Annotated in this window: 15 protein-coding genes; 5 read left to right on the top strand and 10 right to left on the bottom strand. The window is 48.7% G+C overall.

Annotation, left to right across the window (positions count from 1 at the left end):
- Positions 1 to 2: 2 nt before the first annotated feature.
- Complete coding sequence (locus tag B7989_RS12755; protein ID WP_088628858.1) at positions 3 to 1,541, top strand: phosphomannomutase; 1,539 nt, start codon at positions 3 to 5, stop codon at positions 1,539 to 1,541.
- A 14-nt stretch (positions 1,542 to 1,555) separates the two neighbouring features.
- On the opposite strand, the gene murJ is transcribed toward B7989_RS12755, so the two are convergent.
- Entirely contained in the window at positions 1,556 to 3,148 is a 1,593-nt protein-coding gene (gene murJ, locus B7989_RS12750) for a murein biosynthesis integral membrane protein MurJ (RefSeq protein ID WP_088628857.1), read from the bottom strand.
- Between the two features lie 38 nt (positions 3,149 to 3,186).
- On the opposite strand from murJ, the gene B7989_RS12745 reads away from it, so the two are divergent.
- A complete protein-coding gene (locus B7989_RS12745; protein WP_088628856.1) occupies positions 3,187 to 4,194 on the top strand; it encodes a hypothetical protein in 1,008 nt (335 codons plus the stop codon).
- 292 nt (positions 4,195 to 4,486) lie between these two features.
- Here B7989_RS12745 and B7989_RS12740 read toward each other — a convergent pair whose 3' ends face one another.
- Both B7989_RS12740 and B7989_RS12735 read right to left on the bottom strand, forming a co-directional pair.
- On the bottom strand, positions 4,487 to 5,641 hold the full coding sequence (locus B7989_RS12740; protein ID WP_088628855.1) for an SGNH/GDSL hydrolase family protein: 1,155 nt from the start codon (positions 5,639 to 5,641) through the stop codon (positions 4,487 to 4,489).
- 28 nt (positions 5,642 to 5,669) lie between these two features.
- Entirely contained in the window at positions 5,670 to 6,179 is a 510-nt protein-coding gene (locus tag B7989_RS12735; RefSeq protein ID WP_088628854.1) for a hypothetical protein, read from the bottom strand.
- 88 nt (positions 6,180 to 6,267) lie between these two features.
- Between B7989_RS12735 and B7989_RS12730 the strand changes: the two genes are divergently transcribed.
- Complete coding sequence (locus tag B7989_RS12730) at positions 6,268 to 6,753, top strand: AraC family transcriptional regulator (protein WP_088628853.1); 486 nt, start codon at positions 6,268 to 6,270, stop codon at positions 6,751 to 6,753.
- 1 nt (position 6,754) lies between these two features.
- On the opposite strand, the gene B7989_RS12725 is transcribed toward B7989_RS12730, so the two are convergent.
- Both B7989_RS12725 and B7989_RS12720 read right to left on the bottom strand, forming a co-directional pair.
- The gene (locus B7989_RS12725; RefSeq protein WP_198959562.1) at positions 6,755 to 7,159 is read right to left on the bottom strand and encodes a cupin domain-containing protein; all 405 of its coding nucleotides are present in this window, start codon (positions 7,157 to 7,159) and stop codon (positions 6,755 to 6,757) included.
- Positions 7,160 to 7,274: 115 nt separating this feature from the next.
- Positions 7,275 to 8,606: an ATP-binding protein gene (locus B7989_RS12720; RefSeq protein ID WP_088628852.1), complete on the bottom strand. Its 1,332-nt coding sequence runs from the start codon at positions 8,604 to 8,606 to the stop codon at positions 7,275 to 7,277.
- A gap of 161 nt (positions 8,607 to 8,767) precedes the next feature.
- Between B7989_RS12720 and B7989_RS12715 the strand changes: the two genes are divergently transcribed.
- Positions 8,768 to 9,322 (top strand): GNAT family N-acetyltransferase, encoded by a 555-nt coding sequence (locus B7989_RS12715; RefSeq protein ID WP_233144424.1) that lies wholly within the window; start codon positions 8,768 to 8,770, stop codon positions 9,320 to 9,322.
- Between the two features lie 317 nt (positions 9,323 to 9,639).
- On the opposite strand, the gene B7989_RS12705 is transcribed toward B7989_RS12715, so the two are convergent.
- Both B7989_RS12705 and B7989_RS12700 read right to left on the bottom strand, forming a co-directional pair.
- Positions 9,640 to 11,007 (bottom strand): ATP/GTP-binding protein, encoded by a 1,368-nt coding sequence (locus B7989_RS12705; protein ID WP_088628849.1) that lies wholly within the window; start codon positions 11,005 to 11,007, stop codon positions 9,640 to 9,642.
- A gap of 241 nt (positions 11,008 to 11,248) precedes the next feature.
- A complete protein-coding gene (locus tag B7989_RS12700) occupies positions 11,249 to 11,596 on the bottom strand; it encodes a hypothetical protein (RefSeq protein WP_088628848.1) in 348 nt (115 codons plus the stop codon).
- Positions 11,597 to 11,906: 310 nt separating this feature from the next.
- Here B7989_RS12700 and B7989_RS12695 point away from each other — a divergent pair, with 310 nt between their 5' ends.
- Positions 11,907 to 12,188, top strand: a complete 282-nt coding sequence (locus B7989_RS12695; RefSeq protein ID WP_144265070.1) for a hypothetical protein — start codon at positions 11,907 to 11,909, stop codon at positions 12,186 to 12,188.
- 224 nt (positions 12,189 to 12,412) lie between these two features.
- Here the strand turns inward: B7989_RS12695 and B7989_RS13905 are convergent, their stop codons facing one another.
- The 3 genes from B7989_RS13905 to B7989_RS12685 form a co-directional block, all read right to left on the bottom strand.
- Complete coding sequence (locus B7989_RS13905; protein WP_144265069.1) at positions 12,413 to 12,724, bottom strand: hypothetical protein; 312 nt, start codon at positions 12,722 to 12,724, stop codon at positions 12,413 to 12,415.
- A gap of 27 nt (positions 12,725 to 12,751) precedes the next feature.
- Positions 12,752 to 13,057 carry a hypothetical protein gene (locus B7989_RS12690; protein WP_088628846.1) on the bottom strand — a complete coding sequence of 102 codons (306 nt, stop codon included), beginning with the start codon at positions 13,055 to 13,057 and terminating at the stop codon, positions 12,752 to 12,754.
- A gap of 116 nt (positions 13,058 to 13,173) precedes the next feature.
- Positions 13,174 to 13,770, bottom strand: coding sequence for a hypothetical protein (locus B7989_RS12685; RefSeq protein WP_144265068.1), 597 nt, complete (start codon positions 13,768 to 13,770; stop codon positions 13,174 to 13,176).
- Positions 13,771 to 14,046: the final 276 nt, after the last annotated feature.

The following is a 14,046-nucleotide window of genomic DNA, read 5'->3' as shown; positions in this document are numbered from 1 at the left end:
CTATGAGCATTTCAATGCAAGAAGTAATGAAACAGTCCGGCGTGGCATTCGGTACCAGCGGTGCCCGCGGCCTGGTGACGGCAATGACGGACCGCGTGTGCTATGTGTACGCGCGCTCGTTTATCAAGTACTGCGAGGCTAGCTACAAGTGCGACCATACGATTGCAATTGCTGGCGACTTGCGCCCGAGTACCGAACGCATTTTGAAGGCCTTGGTCAAAGCCGGCGAAGATTCCTCTTGGAAGGTGATTTACTGCGGCCGCATTCCGAGCCCGGCAATCGCATTGTACGGTATCGATAAGGCTCTCCCGACTATCATGGTGACGGGTAGCCACATTCCGGCCGACCGCAACGGCATCAAGTTCAACCACCCGCAGGGCGAAATCACCAAGAAGGACGAACAGGGAATTGTTTCGCAGTCAGTGGATTTCGACGAATCGATTTTCGATGCGAAGGGCATGCTGAAGAATGCCCCCGCGCTCCCGGCTGTCGAAACCGAAGCCGAAGAAAATTACTGCAAGCGCTATCCGGAATTTTTCGGTGCTAAGGCTTTGCAAGGCCTGACCATTGGCGTGTACCAGCATTCCGCCGTGGGCCGCGATATTGTGGTGAAGGTGCTCGAAAGCTTGGGCGCAACAGTCAAGCCTTTTGCCCGCAGCGAAACCTTTATTCCGGTGGATACCGAAGCTATCCGTAAAGAAGACGAAGACTTGGCCCGCGACTTTGCACACAAGGATTTCGTAGATGCAATCTTCAGTACCGATGGCGATAGCGACCGCCCGCTTTTGGCAGACGATGTAGGCATGTGGCTCCGTGGCGACGTGCTGGGCATCTTGGCTGCCCAGGCGCTTGGTATCAAGCGCATTGCAACTCCGGTGAGTTGCAACACGTCGCTCGAAAAATCTGGCAGCTTCGAGCGTATTTGCCGCACGCGAATCGGAAGCCCGTACGTGATCGCCGGCATGGAAAGCCTGGTGGATGCAAATGACAAGAGCGTCTCTGTCGCAGGCTACGAAGCTAACGGCGGATTCTTGCTGCAGACAAACCTCACGCGTTCTTTTGAAGATGGCGCAACCCGCACGCTCCCGGCGCTGCCGACCCGCGATGCATTGCTCCCGATGATTGCCGTGATGGTCATGGTCCGCGAACAGAAAATGTGCGTGGTGGACTTGCTCAAGAAACTCCCGAAGCGCTTTACGCTCAGCGACCGCCTCAAGGAATTCCCGACCGAAGTGTCGAAGGCAAAGCTCGCCGAAATTCGCGAAAAGAAACTCGGCGCCAAATTGTTCGGCGCGCTTACCGCAAAGCCTTCTAAGTTCAAGCCCAAGGATGGCCCGGCTCCCAAGCCGTTCCACGGCGAAGTTGTTTCCATCGATGAAACGGACGGCTATCGTATGGAATTCGATTCCGGCGATATCGTGCACTTGCGCCCGAGCGGCAACGCTCCGGAATTCCGCTGCTACGTGGAAACCGAAGCCAAGGACCGTTCCGCCGAGCTACTCGCTGGCTGCATGAAGGTCATGGAATCCTGGCGTAAATAGACGAAAGAACGCTACTAGCGCGCCAAATGTAATTTCCTCATTATTTTGCCAAGGAGTTCGTTGAGAATATCCTTGGCATCTTTGCTTCCGAGGTAACGCTGGATAATCAGCGTGAGCGTGAAGAGCAAAATGCCGGCAGCGCAGGCGTATACAACGAGCACGACGAAGTTTGCTTCGCGCACGAATGCGCCCGAGACGCGGTCAAGTCCGACAGCGGCAGCAATCATGATGCCGAAGGCAACCAGGGCGCGGGCCATATTCAGCAAAGCTTCTTTCATGCCGTCGGTGCCGTTCTTTTTTGCCCACATGAAAATCATCGAAATCACCTGCAGCAAAGCGCCGGTGGCGCCGATAATCGGCACGCTCTTGATGCCGAGACCCACTTCAGGCGCGCCCAGCAGAATGTAGGCGGGAATAGTTGCGGCAAAAATGCCCGTATTCAAAAGGGTCGGTACCCACATGCGTTCGCAGGCATAGAAGCTACGCACAAGCACTGCTTGCAGGCAAAGCCCAAGGCTCACCGGCAAATACCAGCGCAGAATCTCGGAAATCGCTTCGGTGGTTTCACGCTGGAAAGCACCGCGTTCAAACAAGATTCGCACCGCCGGAAAACTCAAAGCCCACACGGCAACCACCGCCGGAATCAAGATGCAGAACATGCGCGAAAGGCTTTTCCAAATCTTGCGGTTCAGCTGGCCGAAATCGCCTTCCTTAACAAGGCGGGCCATGTCCGGGTAGCTCGTGACAGAAACAGAAAATCCAAACACCGCAACCAGCGTGTACATCACGCGGTAAGCGTAATTCAAGCTCGAAATGCCGCCCGTACCGAAGTTCGCGCCAAAGCTCCTGATAATGAATTCAAGGCCGAACATGGAGCCCACACCAAGCGACATCGGGAGCATCATCTTAAAATAGCGAACGATATCGGGGTGAGTCGGCTGCACCAAGAGTTCGTAATGCACACCGCCACGCCGGGCGCCAAAAATCTGCAAGGCAAAGAATCCAATGAAGGCGCCAACCGGCACGCCCCAGGCAAAACCTTCCAGGCCGTATTCCGTGCCGCTGAACTTCTCGAGCGCGAGTCCCAAAGCGCCTCCGCCCACAATCGCCACGTTGTAAATCAGGCCCGTCAGCGACGGAATCAAGAACTGCTTGCGGGTATGCTGCACCGCGACCAAAATACTTCCGACAAAAATGAAAACCTGTCCCGGCAAAATAATGCGGCCATAGTATGCGGCGCGCTCGATCAGTTCTGGCGTGGCTCCCTCGACCGTCAAGAGCTGCAAGAGTTCCTTCATCCAAATGAATGCGGGCGCCACCAAAATCAACAGCGCAATTCCGAAAGTATTCAGGACATTGCTAAAGAATTTCCAACCGCCCTTCTCATCGCCGGCCACCTTGTAGCCCGTAAAAATCGGGATAAAGATGATGGACAAAAATCCGGTGCTCACCACGTGATTCAAAATGTCCGGAATCATGAACGCAAGGTCAAGCGCGTTCTTTTCGAGCGACACGCCCGCGGCATGTGCCAAAAGCATTTCGCGGAAAATTCCGAGCACGCGGCTCAAAAGCATCGAAACGGCAACGATAATAGCGGCTTTATTCATAGGCTTGAATTTAGCAATTCTTTTATTATCTTTATGGCATGAAAAAGATTTTCTCCACTATCCTTTCTCTGGCAGCGTTCTCGCTCGCCGCAAACGTTCAAGTCCTTGCCCCCGAAGGTGCGGAATTTGCTCCCGACGCCCCGAACATGGTGCAGTCCATTGTGCGCGCCTCCGTGAGCCAGACAGGTAACACCCCGGTCGACGGCAGTGCCGAAATCCAGCTGCGCACCAACGTGATGACCATGGGCTCTACCTTCGTGGTGGTTTGCGAACAGGTCAAAGACGGCGCCGTGGTCGGTAGCGGTAAACAAAAGGCCGGCTCTGTAGACGACCTCGACGTGGCCATCGAAGGGGCGGTCAAGAGCGCCCTCGCCAACGTTGAAGACAATAACGCAAGCGCCGCCCCTGCCGAAGACTACTACGCCTCTACGGCAAGCCGCTCGGAACCCGAAGTCGTCGTGCTCGTGCCCGCCGACCGTAACGATGGCGACCCGAACGACAACTTTGCCCACAAGCGCCCCACCCGCAACTACGTGAGCTACGGCTTGGGTGCCGCCCTCTGGCACAACTACGACTTTAAAGACAAGAGCTGCAAGCAGTACGCCAATGCCGACGATTGCCACAAGGATCGCGACGTCGAACGCTCTTGGGAACAGGCATTCGTATTCCACTACGCTCGCATCTTCGAAGTGATTCCGCAAGCCGCCATCACCATCGTGGACAACATGAATATTTCGTTCGGCGATGAATGGGAATGGCACGAAGTCTTCTTGCTCGGCGGTCGATTCTTCCCGAGCACGGGCGTTGTCACCCCGTTCCTGGGCGCAGGCGTTGGTCTCGGTATTCAGATTGACGATCGCTATTACGACAGCGACGAAAGCTTTGCAATCGGTCTTGCCGCCGGCGCAGAACTCGGCGTCATCTTCTTCCGCAATTCCGCCACCCAGCTCGAAGTCGGCCTCGCATGGGACGCCCTGTGGGATGGCTTTGAAAGCTTTGACCGTCGCTTCGGCGCCGGTAGCTTCTACATCGCTATCAACTACTAATCGAAAGGTGAAAGAGAATTAAAAAAGGTCATTGGCGCTTGCCAATGACTTTTTAAATATTTAAAACCGTCTGAGATTAACCGTAAATGAAACCGAGGGTCACAGCTACGGCAACCAGCAACACGATTTGTTTGACGATTTGAAGTTCTCTTGAATTCATGCCTATAAGATACATTTCTGGGCCGCCAAAAGCCATATTGTAAGGAACGAATAATTTTACACTTGTAAACAGTGTGATGTAGCTTACATTACGAAAATCTTATTTCGCGAAAAACGCCTAAAATAGGCAAAATTATTTCAACAATTCTTCGGGAACGCATTCGGCCATGGCCTCGTAAGCCTTGGCGCTCGGGTGCAAATGGTCGCCCGAATCGAACCCGTTGCTGAACTGTTTCGGATTGTCGTGACCGCGCACCGCCTTGTCGAAATCCACGCAGCCGTCAAAGTCGGGAGCAGTACGCAGCCACTGGTTAAACGCCATGCGAATGATATCGCGGTTTTCGTTGTAGGTGCGCCAACCGTAAATCGGCAGCAGCGTGCCGCTGTAAATCTTGAGCCCGAGCTTGCGCGCATGCGTAATGTAGAGCGAACGCACGCCGTTAATCAAGTCATCGGCCGTGGGCATATCGCTCCAGGGACGGAACTTGTTGACCTCGACACCCACCGGGTGAATGATGTCGTTGATGCCGTGCTGCACAATCACCGTGCGGGCCCCAGCCACGTTCATCTCGATCGGGAATCGCGTGGCGCCCTTGAGCCCATAGGCCGCGTAAGTAATGCAACTGTATTCGCGTAAAATGCGAGTGCCGCTCACCGCGCGACGGATAATCGCCACGTTGTTAAAACCCTCGCGTGCACAACGCAGCGTCAGGTAATCGGGCCAGTCCTGCGCCGTAATGGAATCGCCGAAACACACCAACGCAAAATTCTTTTCTTCGGTAAAAATGTCGATGGTATTCAGGAAGTAAATCCAGTTCGTTTTGCGCGTCAGGTCGTCAGGCAGCGTTGCGGACTTTGCGAAATTGCCGTAGCTGTACTTGCCGCCCGAAAGCGGGCCCGTAATCGCCGTGCCTGCGTTCATCTGCGTAAAGTCGGCAAAGTAGAGGCTCACATCGAATGTTTCGCCCGCGGTCACATCGAATGCGATCTCGTCGCTCAAGATTTCTTCGCCAGCGGGGATTGCGGCGGAGGTGCGGCCACCGAACGTAATGGGGGTCGGCGCATATTCCGACGAACTCGGCGCCTCTTTAGCGACGTACGCCTCGCTAATGGTCACCGGCTCCGTGCCAGTCAAGTTCGAAAAATGGAACCGCAACTTGTTGCCCGAAAAGCATGCGCGAATCGGGTAACGGAGCGTCAAGTCTTTTGCGTAAGTCGCTTCTTTGCGGTCTGTAATAGAGGTCGCATTGCCCCAGCAAGCGACCCATTTCGAAAATTTCTCTGGCATACGCCAAAGATAGCTAAATCAGCGTAGCTTATAACTTCACGACCAAGCCGAAGGCCATGGGGAAGGCGATCTTGTCTTTGCTGAGTCCGCCATCGTCCATGTCGAGGTAGGTGTAGTAGCCGCCATCGCCGGCATAAAATTCAAAGCCCGTTTCAAAGAACATTCCCAAGTGTTCGTTGAACATGTGCTGCAGACCGAAACCGAATACCAAGCGCCAGTAATAAAAGCGGTCCTCTTTCACGCCGCCCAGTTCTTCATGGAAAATATGGTCGTTCGTTCTGCCGGTCAGGAATTCAGACGAATGGAATACGTACGGGCCGGTCAAACCGTTAAAGCGGTAAGCCACGCCCGCGCCGCCCATAAAGTCGTAGTCGGAATCGTAGCCCAGCCAGTGCGCGTTTGCAGACAGGTGCCCGTTCAAGAACGTCTGTTCCACACCGACGAGTCCATGGTAAGCTTGCCCAAGCCCAGCAAAAATACTGGTTTGCGCAAAGCTGATGCATGCCAAAAGGCAAATAATTAGGGTGATTTTCTTCATTTGTTTTCCTCCTTAATTGAAAACGAGTGGTAATATACAAAAAGTGGGTGAGCGGGGAGTAGTAAATTGTTATCTATGGCGATAGAAAATGAGCGAGATTTCGTACAGCAAAAAGAATGACCGGATTGAATGCGTGCGTTACAAGGATTGGCGCAAGTCGTACCCGCCGCACACGCATACCGGGCACATGACCGTCGGCTATGAATGCTATTCAATGGTGGTTCTGTGCATCGCTTTAGATGCCTGTGCAGAAAGTTCGGTTGCACGATTAGATGAATTGCAAAAAAGTATTCTCGAAAATCCCGAGAACATTTATCTGATAGAACAAATGGCGCATGATGCGTGCATCAGTCCGTTTCACATGATACGTGAATTTAAAAAGGCCTTCGGACTCACGCCGCACCAATTCCAGATGCAGTGCAAAGTCCGCAAGGCGCAAAAATTACTCGAAGAAAGGCCCGCGGCCGAGGTGACATTCGATGCCGGATTTTACGACCAAAGCCACATGGACCGTTGCTTTAAAAAAGTCGTCGGCCTTTCTCCGAAAGAATACAAGAAAGCGGTGAAGCTCTAGCCTAGCACAGGGCCGGCATGAACTTTGCGAACAGATAAAGCCCCTGGTCGCCTGCGTCTACTTGGTGCGGGACCTTCGCCGGCATAATCGAGATGACGCCCGGAGCGTACTCGAGCTTGGCGCCGTCATTGGTGCAAATGCCGCTCCCTGCGATAACCTCGTGCGTTTCGAGCTGGGTTTCATGAATGTGCGTTTTGATGCTTTTGTTCGGCGCGATTCTCACCAAATGATAGCTGAACATGCCGCCGGTTTCTTTCGCGGTGATGATATGCTTGAGTTCAACACCCTCGAAAGTCGGATGCTTGGACCACGCGATACCTTTGAAAGCGACCGTTTTGCTTGGGAGCCTGAGCTCGCCCTCGTTGAATTTCTCGAAAATATCGTTACCGAGAATAGCTTTTTCCATGATTTTACTCCTATGTTAGTGTTTCGTTCGCGACTTTTTGCAAACCGTGTCGCGGTTATGCCCGAAATCTATATGAAGGGGTATATGGAAAAATTGGACAAAATTGCGGAAATACCTACATCTCTTCCAATGCAAACGGCAACATGTACAGGGGTTTGAGTTGCAGTGTTCCGACGTGGTCCACGTCCTTTTGCGAGAAGAGGATTCTGCGGTAAACCTTTTTGGAATACTTTTCTGCGAACTGGTCGATGGATTCGTGGTTCCGTGCTGCCGAAGACTTTATTTCGACAGGGACTACCTTATTACCATGCGATAGCAGAAAGTCAATCTCGTAATAGTGCGTGCTGTTTTCTTTTTGCCAGGTGTGGTAATACAGTTCCCTGTCGCTTGAAGCTATAATTTGGGCCGCGACATTTTCGTACAAGTAACCTAAATCGGCATCCAGCTTGTCGCTCAGAAGTTTCTTGTAAATCTCGTTGGTCTGTTTCGAGTTGTCGAACATCAGCGAGATAAAAAGTCCCGTATCGGCGGTGTAGAGTTTGAACTTGTCCAAATCTTTTGTCTGTGCTAGAGCCGAGGCCGGGTTACTCACGTGGTAGCAGGCGAGCACCGTCTTTGAATCCATCAGTTCAAAAAAGCGTTCCTCGTCTTTTGGCGTTTTCTGCTTGCCCGTCGCTTTAGTGATTGTGAAGTTCTTTTTCTTCAGCGCGAGCTGGCTCGGAATGGATTTATAAATGTTGGACAAACGTCCTGTCGGGTCCAGTTTTTTCAAGTCGTCAAAATACAGGTCGTTGATCTTCCGCTTGATGCCGTCGATAACCTCGAAGTTTTCCTTGCGGATGTACGCATCGACCGCTTGCGGCATGCCGCCGACAGCCATGTAAAGCCGAAAATCACGCATCAGGCTTCTGTTGGTGGCGTTCCCGATGGGTGTCTTGGCCTTGTAGATTTCGCGTATCACCGCGGGATCTTTGCCGATTGCCCACATGAATTCCTCGTAATCCATGGGATAGACGTTAATCTTGTGCTCCTCGGAAGGGATAACGATTCCCTGGATGTTCTTTTTGATGGATATGAGCGACCCTGTTTCGATGTAGTCGTAGCGGCCGTCTTGAACAAGGTATTTGATTGCCTGGCGCACCTTGGGCTGGAGCTGGATTTCGTCGAAGATAATCGCGGACTTGCGTTCCTTGAGAGTTACGCCCGTTTCTGCCTGGAGGCGCAAAAAGAAAAGGTCCGGCTTGGAAATATCGCGAAAGACATCTAGCATTTCGTCTGTGACATTGGCGAAGTCAATCCGGATGTAGGATTCGTATTCGTTCTTGGCGAATTCCTCGGCGATGGTGGATTTGCCCACGCGCCGCGCCCCCTCCAGAAGGCAGGCGTACCGCCCGGAGTAAGTCTGTTTCCACTCCTTCAATTTGTCGTATGCCTTGCGTTTGAACATGCTTCCTCGCCGTTATTATCCAAAAATTATAGATTTTTCAACATAAATATACCATAAAATTATAGATATTTCAACATAAAATCTGTTAAAAATTATAGATTTTTCAATGAAAATAGCGGCAAATCGCGAAAGTTGACGAAATTTCGGCATTTTTGCCCCTTTTGCAAAAAAAGGACCGTCCCGGATGCACCGAGCATTACGTGCTGCACTGCTACGGGAGCGAGCCCGACTTTGTGCCGGAACTCTCGCTTGTGCTGGAAGTGGACGGCGAAATCATCGGGCACGTGATGTACGCGTGGTCGCACATCGACGCCGACAACGGGTGCAAAATCCGCATGATGACCTTCGGGCCCATCAGTATCCGCCCCGACTACAAGCGCAAGGGATACGGGAAAACATTGCTCGACCATTCCATGCGCATTGCCGCCGAGATGGGCGCGGGCTGCCTCCTGATTTGCGGGAACATCGCGTTCTACGGCAAGAGCGGCTTTGTGGTCGCGAGCACCAGGGGAATCCGCTACGCCGACGACCCCGAAAGTGACACACCCTACTTCCTCTGCAAAGAACTGCAAGAAGGGTTCCTCGACGGAATCACCGGCAGCTACCGCGACCCTGAACCGTACTTTGTTGCCATGCGCAACCCCGAGGCGTTCGAGAAGTACGATAAGGAGTTTCCGCATAAGGAAAAGCTCGTGCTGCCCGGGCAACTAGGGTAACAAAAGGTCACTGAGCCTGCCGAAGTGCTCGTCGAAGTGACCGAGTAAAAATGAAGGGAACTCGTGTTCAGTAGTTGTCAAGTATTCCTTGACAACTACTTTTTGGTTATTACATAAACGCTAATCCGAAATTCGTGCGTCTTTCCAGAGAGTTTTTTCCCACCTGGATTTCTTTCCATGATTCCTTGTGATTTTCCGTGAGCGATAATTCGGGTTTCGGCTTGTATGCGAAGTCGGACTTTGAAATGAAATTGATGAATCCGGGAATGTTTTCCCTATAGTGCAGGGCAAAATTTACGGCATCATTCTCTTTGTCCTTATCGTTGGAATTCGGCAAGTTTGAATGCTAGTGCAATTTCGGAATTATTGGTTGATTCGTAAACGGGTTCGCTCTGTTCTCCCAAAATAATATCGCGATAATAGAAGTCGCGCAAATTGTTGGTTGTCTTCACGCCGCTGAAACGGATATATCTGTTCATCGGGTTTGTGGTAGTGAATACGATGAAGTTTTTGTCCAATGTTTCGAGAGGGCGCAGATTGTGCGACGTGAACAGCAGCTGCCCCTTGCCCTTTTCGGAAATAACTCGGAGGATTTCGCCCAGCAAGTATTCGAAGATGCCGGAATCGAGCTCGTCTATGGCGACCGTGATGGAACGGTTGTTGTAAACATCGATGAGCAAGGAGAGTATGGAAATGATTTTCTTGATGCCGTCGGATTCCATCGCAAGGGGAAATTCATGGCCTTCCTTGCAAGATGTCAACTGCACGATATAACCCATTGATGTGTCGGGCATAAGTTCGTTACCGAGAACCTTCAAACCGACCTTGAGATTGGGAACAATCTGCGGCAGAACGATGTTTATGCTGTTGATTGTTTTTTTCAAAATCTCCAAAATGCCCGCAGAAACAGGTGTTGATCTTTTTAATGCAAGCAATAGGCTTATTGATGTATGGTTTTCGCCGTGGTCCAGAGAAATATGGAGTGGCATATCGTTTAAGTTGATACGCCCCGTGGATGCTGTTCTGATTATGAAAAGTTCACGTGCTCCATACCATGCTAAACGTTCTAGAATGTTGCCGGTTTCTCTAGGCAAAATGGCGTCACATATTTCCTTTGAAAAAATAAAGGAGGCGGTATTTGCTTCGGCCATTTTCTTTGCGACGAGCAAATCGGTCTTTTTGTTTTTGTCTTTTCCGATGAGCGTGTCGTATTTTGCCTTGGGGACAAATGGGGTATCGCTGTCGGTGTCAATGTAATCAACAAATTTGGTTGCGGTATCTTTGCCCTTGCTCGAATAAGAGATCTTCTCGTTGCAAATGACCAATTTGGTGAGGTTTTCGCTTTCGACTTTTTTTAGTGTAAAACTATAGACTACTTTGTAGCTGGTTTCGCTATCGTTATCTTCGATTACGAACTCGAATTCAAGTCGGGCGGACTCGCTATCAACATTGATGCAAGATATGAAATAGTTGGCGACGTCTTGAGGCATTGAGTATCCCACAAGGCAATGTCTCAGCAAGACAAGGGCTTCGATAATCGCCGTTTTACCGGAACCGTTTTGTCCGTAAATACCGGCAATACAAGCACCGTTTTCGTCCTTGCGAACTAGGGGAATTTCTCCCCTTTTGACGTTTTTGAAGTTCTCAAGGAGGATTCTCTTCAATATGACCGTTGCGTTCATCATACCCCTAAAATAGATTAATTAGGTGAAAAAGTCAACGTCAAATATAAAAATGATATAAAAAATATCGAAAATTGGTTTGGTTGTGTTAAAAATGGGAGAGTAAGTTCCTAAAGGCATCGTCAACTCCTCTGGCATACAAGCGACAAAATACCAAAGGCTCTGTCAAGGAATTATTCTTACACGGGACCTCGGTTAGCAAAAAGACCCTTTTTCCTATTCGGAATAAAATTTGGATTTTTAATCAAAATAACGTCGCCACAAAGGCAAGCACGTAAAGAGGCAAATCCCGAGCCTTATCAACGCAAGCAATAGCGGAACCACTGGCATAATGACCTTCGAAAATTCGGCCACCGTCAATGCAGTATTCCGCAGTGCCGCTAGCGTAATGGCCATTGTAAATGCGGTCCTTGTCAAAGTTTGCGATGGCGGAACCGCTGGCGTAATGGCCCTTGTAAATGCGACCATTGTCAAAGCAATACACAGCCGTACCGCTGGCATAATGACCAGAGTACAAACGGTTATCCGCAAAAGTCCAAACGGCAGATCCGCTGGTATAATGGCCTTTATAGATTCTTACTTCTGATGACATAACGCCTCCACAGTCTTCCTGGATTATCCCTAAAATACTTTATTCTTTACGAAAAAGGAATCAAAACATAGCTTTTAAAAAATTCTGTCAAGCCATTCCATTCACAAAAAACGGCTGGCAAAACTTTCCCAATACGTCAGCCCATCCGAAACTGCAGCCAGAATGCAGTTAACCCGCAGTTTTGGAAAAAAATACTGAATGACTTGACAGAGCCATACCAAAGACTACACACTTGTGCACTAAATATAAATTTGAAAATCTGGTTTGTCAATAGGTCCGTTCGGATTTTTTTTGATGTATATTTTTCATGATGCAATTCTTCAGATACTTCAAGAACGAAAGTGAAAATCCCTTCGAGGGTAAGGATCAGGACAAGGCGATGCTCTGGTTCTACGAGCAGAGTTACGCCTCCATGGGCGACGACAAAGACCAGATTGAAGAATACAGGTGCTACGTGAAGGAATTCCGGGAAGATGACGGCGTGCCCGAAGGGTTCAAGGCGCTACTGTTCAACCGGTACATGAAAATGGCTTTTTCCGTAGTTGACGCAATCCCGGAGTTCAAGACCTTTTACGAGGAATACTACGGGTGAATTTATTGGAGGGGGAGCCCTCCCCTCGCTCCAGCCTTGCCCCGTGTCATCCTGAGCGAAGTCGAAGGATCTAGGGCAAGTCTTTCGCTACCCCTCCTCCTGAAGTGAACCTCAAAAGTTGTGTCCAACTTTTGGGGTTCACTTCACGCCTAAGGGCTCCGCCCTTAAGAACCTGAAAGTTTGAAAAAAAACGGCCGTCGGACCGTTTTAAATAAAAGGTTTCGTTATGCTGTTTCGCCGGAAACTCTTTTGTAATTTCCCGCGAATGTAAATCCGATATAGCCAGGATGGGACTCTTTAACAATTTTAAAAAGATGGCTTGAGTCCTTAATTTTGGAGCATTCTGAATTTAAGTAGGTATCAATTTGCTGCTCTGTCATTGATTCATCACCGAAAAGATTGTACTTATACGTTTTATTCGTGATAAGAACAATCTCTAAATGAACACAGCTTCGCGATTGTGTTGGGTCTCCCTTGCAAGGGCAGGTTGTTTGCTGTACTGAAAAAGATTTTAGATCTGTTCCGTGTGCTTTCATTTTCGATTTCCTTTTAGATATTTTCCATCATATTTTTCTTGCGGTATATTGTTTGGTGACCCCGTTAGGGTATTTGATAAATAAATAGTCTCTCTCTATATATTCACGGAGTTCAATATCCACATTTCCATTAAGTACTTGAGATAAGCCCGCATTAAGCTGGTTTTGAATAGACAAAAGATTGGGCTCTCTGTCATCGCAACAAATCCTATATTTTAAGGATCCGTCTTCTGTGTCTATTGTCAAATGTATGACGTCAAGATTGGCGTTTTCTTTAACAATATTAATGGTAAAGTTTGTGATTGCGCATGGATTTAAAATTAAACGACCCATTTTTTTCTCCGAAGTTGATAGTTGTTTTTTACAAACTAATTTATTTCGGACAAACAAAAGTCGTTTAATTCTGTACGTTTTTGTTACAAAAAAGATTCAAATAGGGCCTGAATGCATTAATGCGTTCTCTTCCGTCGCCTTTTTTTAGACATTTTTCCCTTTCTTTTGTTTTCTGTTTCCGGGGAAGGAATGGCAAATTTGTGGTTAATGAGGAGTTTTGTTATTTCCTCATCTGTGTCGCAAGTTGCGTCGCCTATCAAATCTTTTATAATTGCGGGTTTATTTCCTTTGCGATGCAATAAATAATCTATAGAATCTATAATAGATTTTTCAAAAGATCCTGCGGCGTCAATGTCATTCCATATGTCTGGCGTTGGATATCCGTATAAATTCGTGGACAGTTTTTTCTTTAAGTTTTCACGTGCGTCTATATGCTTTGGGTCATCATTCTTTTTCCCTTCATATGGAATGCAAAATTTTTCGTTTAAATTTTTAAACCATTTTTTCCAGCGCGTTTCTAGTCGCGCAATAATTTCATTGTCATCATGGGTTAATATTTCTTTGTAGAATTTGATTTTTGATTCTATAGAATCAAATTGTGGTAATGGATTTTTTTGTAGTATCCCGTTTTGGTATGACGAAATAAATTCGTTTATCAGTATGCATAGGAATTTTTTGAACCCTTTTTCAATTTCTGAGCAGTTTTCTTCCAAGATGCTGATATAATTGTTCAGTGTTTTTTCTTTTGTTTCTTTGGAAGCCTTTAAGGAGTCTTCGACTTTGTCGCAATATTCCCGAGGAACCCAAAATCCATATGACGATTCGAGGGAGTATCTTTTTAGTTGGGCCCGTTCTTTTTTCGACAAAGAGTCGGACTTTTTATCTTCTTTGTGCCCTAATAATTTTTTTATTGATATGGAATTATCTTTTGTATTGGACTATGCAGGAGTTTAATAAGAGGGTAGCATAAGCTACTATATTCATTGCGC

Origin of the sequence: Fibrobacter sp. UWB5, from assembly GCF_002210295.1 — a bacterium.
In the GTDB taxonomy this organism is placed as follows: Bacteria; Fibrobacterota; Fibrobacteria; order Fibrobacterales; family Fibrobacteraceae; genus Fibrobacter.
This window is presented reverse-complemented; position numbering and strand designations above follow the sequence as displayed.

What these genes read in the sequence shown, in the direction of transcription:
- B7989_RS12745 (WP_088628856.1), top strand. Translation starts at nt 3,187, where the DNA reads ATGAAAAAGATTTTCTCCACTATCCTTTCTCTGGCAGCGTTCTCGCTC.
- B7989_RS12720 (WP_088628852.1), bottom strand. Translation starts at nt 8,606, where the DNA reads ATGTTCAAACGCAAGGCATACGACAAATTGAAGGAGTGGAAACAGACT.
- B7989_RS13905 (WP_144265069.1), bottom strand. Translation starts at nt 12,724, where the DNA reads ATGAAAGCACACGGAACAGATCTAAAATCTTTTTCAGTACAGCAAACA.
- B7989_RS12725 (WP_198959562.1), bottom strand. Translation starts at nt 7,159, where the DNA reads ATGGAAAAAGCTATTCTCGGTAACGATATTTTCGAGAAATTCAACGAG.
- B7989_RS12690 (WP_088628846.1), bottom strand. Translation starts at nt 13,057, where the DNA reads ATGGGTCGTTTAATTTTAAATCCATGCGCAATCACAAACTTTACCATT.
- B7989_RS12740 (WP_088628855.1), bottom strand. Translation starts at nt 5,641, where the DNA reads ATGCCAGAGAAATTTTCGAAATGGGTCGCTTGCTGGGGCAATGCGACC.
- B7989_RS12755 (WP_088628858.1), top strand. Translation starts at nt 3, where the DNA reads ATGAGCATTTCAATGCAAGAAGTAATGAAACAGTCCGGCGTGGCATTC.
- B7989_RS12730 (WP_088628853.1), top strand. Translation starts at nt 6,268, where the DNA reads ATGAGCGAGATTTCGTACAGCAAAAAGAATGACCGGATTGAATGCGTG.
- B7989_RS12695 (WP_144265070.1), top strand. Translation starts at nt 11,907, where the DNA reads ATGCAATTCTTCAGATACTTCAAGAACGAAAGTGAAAATCCCTTCGAG.
- murJ (WP_088628857.1), bottom strand. Translation starts at nt 3,148, where the DNA reads ATGAATAAAGCCGCTATTATCGTTGCCGTTTCGATGCTTTTGAGCCGC.
- B7989_RS12735 (WP_088628854.1), bottom strand. Translation starts at nt 6,179, where the DNA reads ATGAAGAAAATCACCCTAATTATTTGCCTTTTGGCATGCATCAGCTTT.
- B7989_RS12705 (WP_088628849.1), bottom strand. Translation starts at nt 11,007, where the DNA reads ATGATGAACGCAACGGTCATATTGAAGAGAATCCTCCTTGAGAACTTC.
- B7989_RS12700 (WP_088628848.1), bottom strand. Translation starts at nt 11,596, where the DNA reads ATGTCATCAGAAGTAAGAATCTATAAAGGCCATTATACCAGCGGATCT.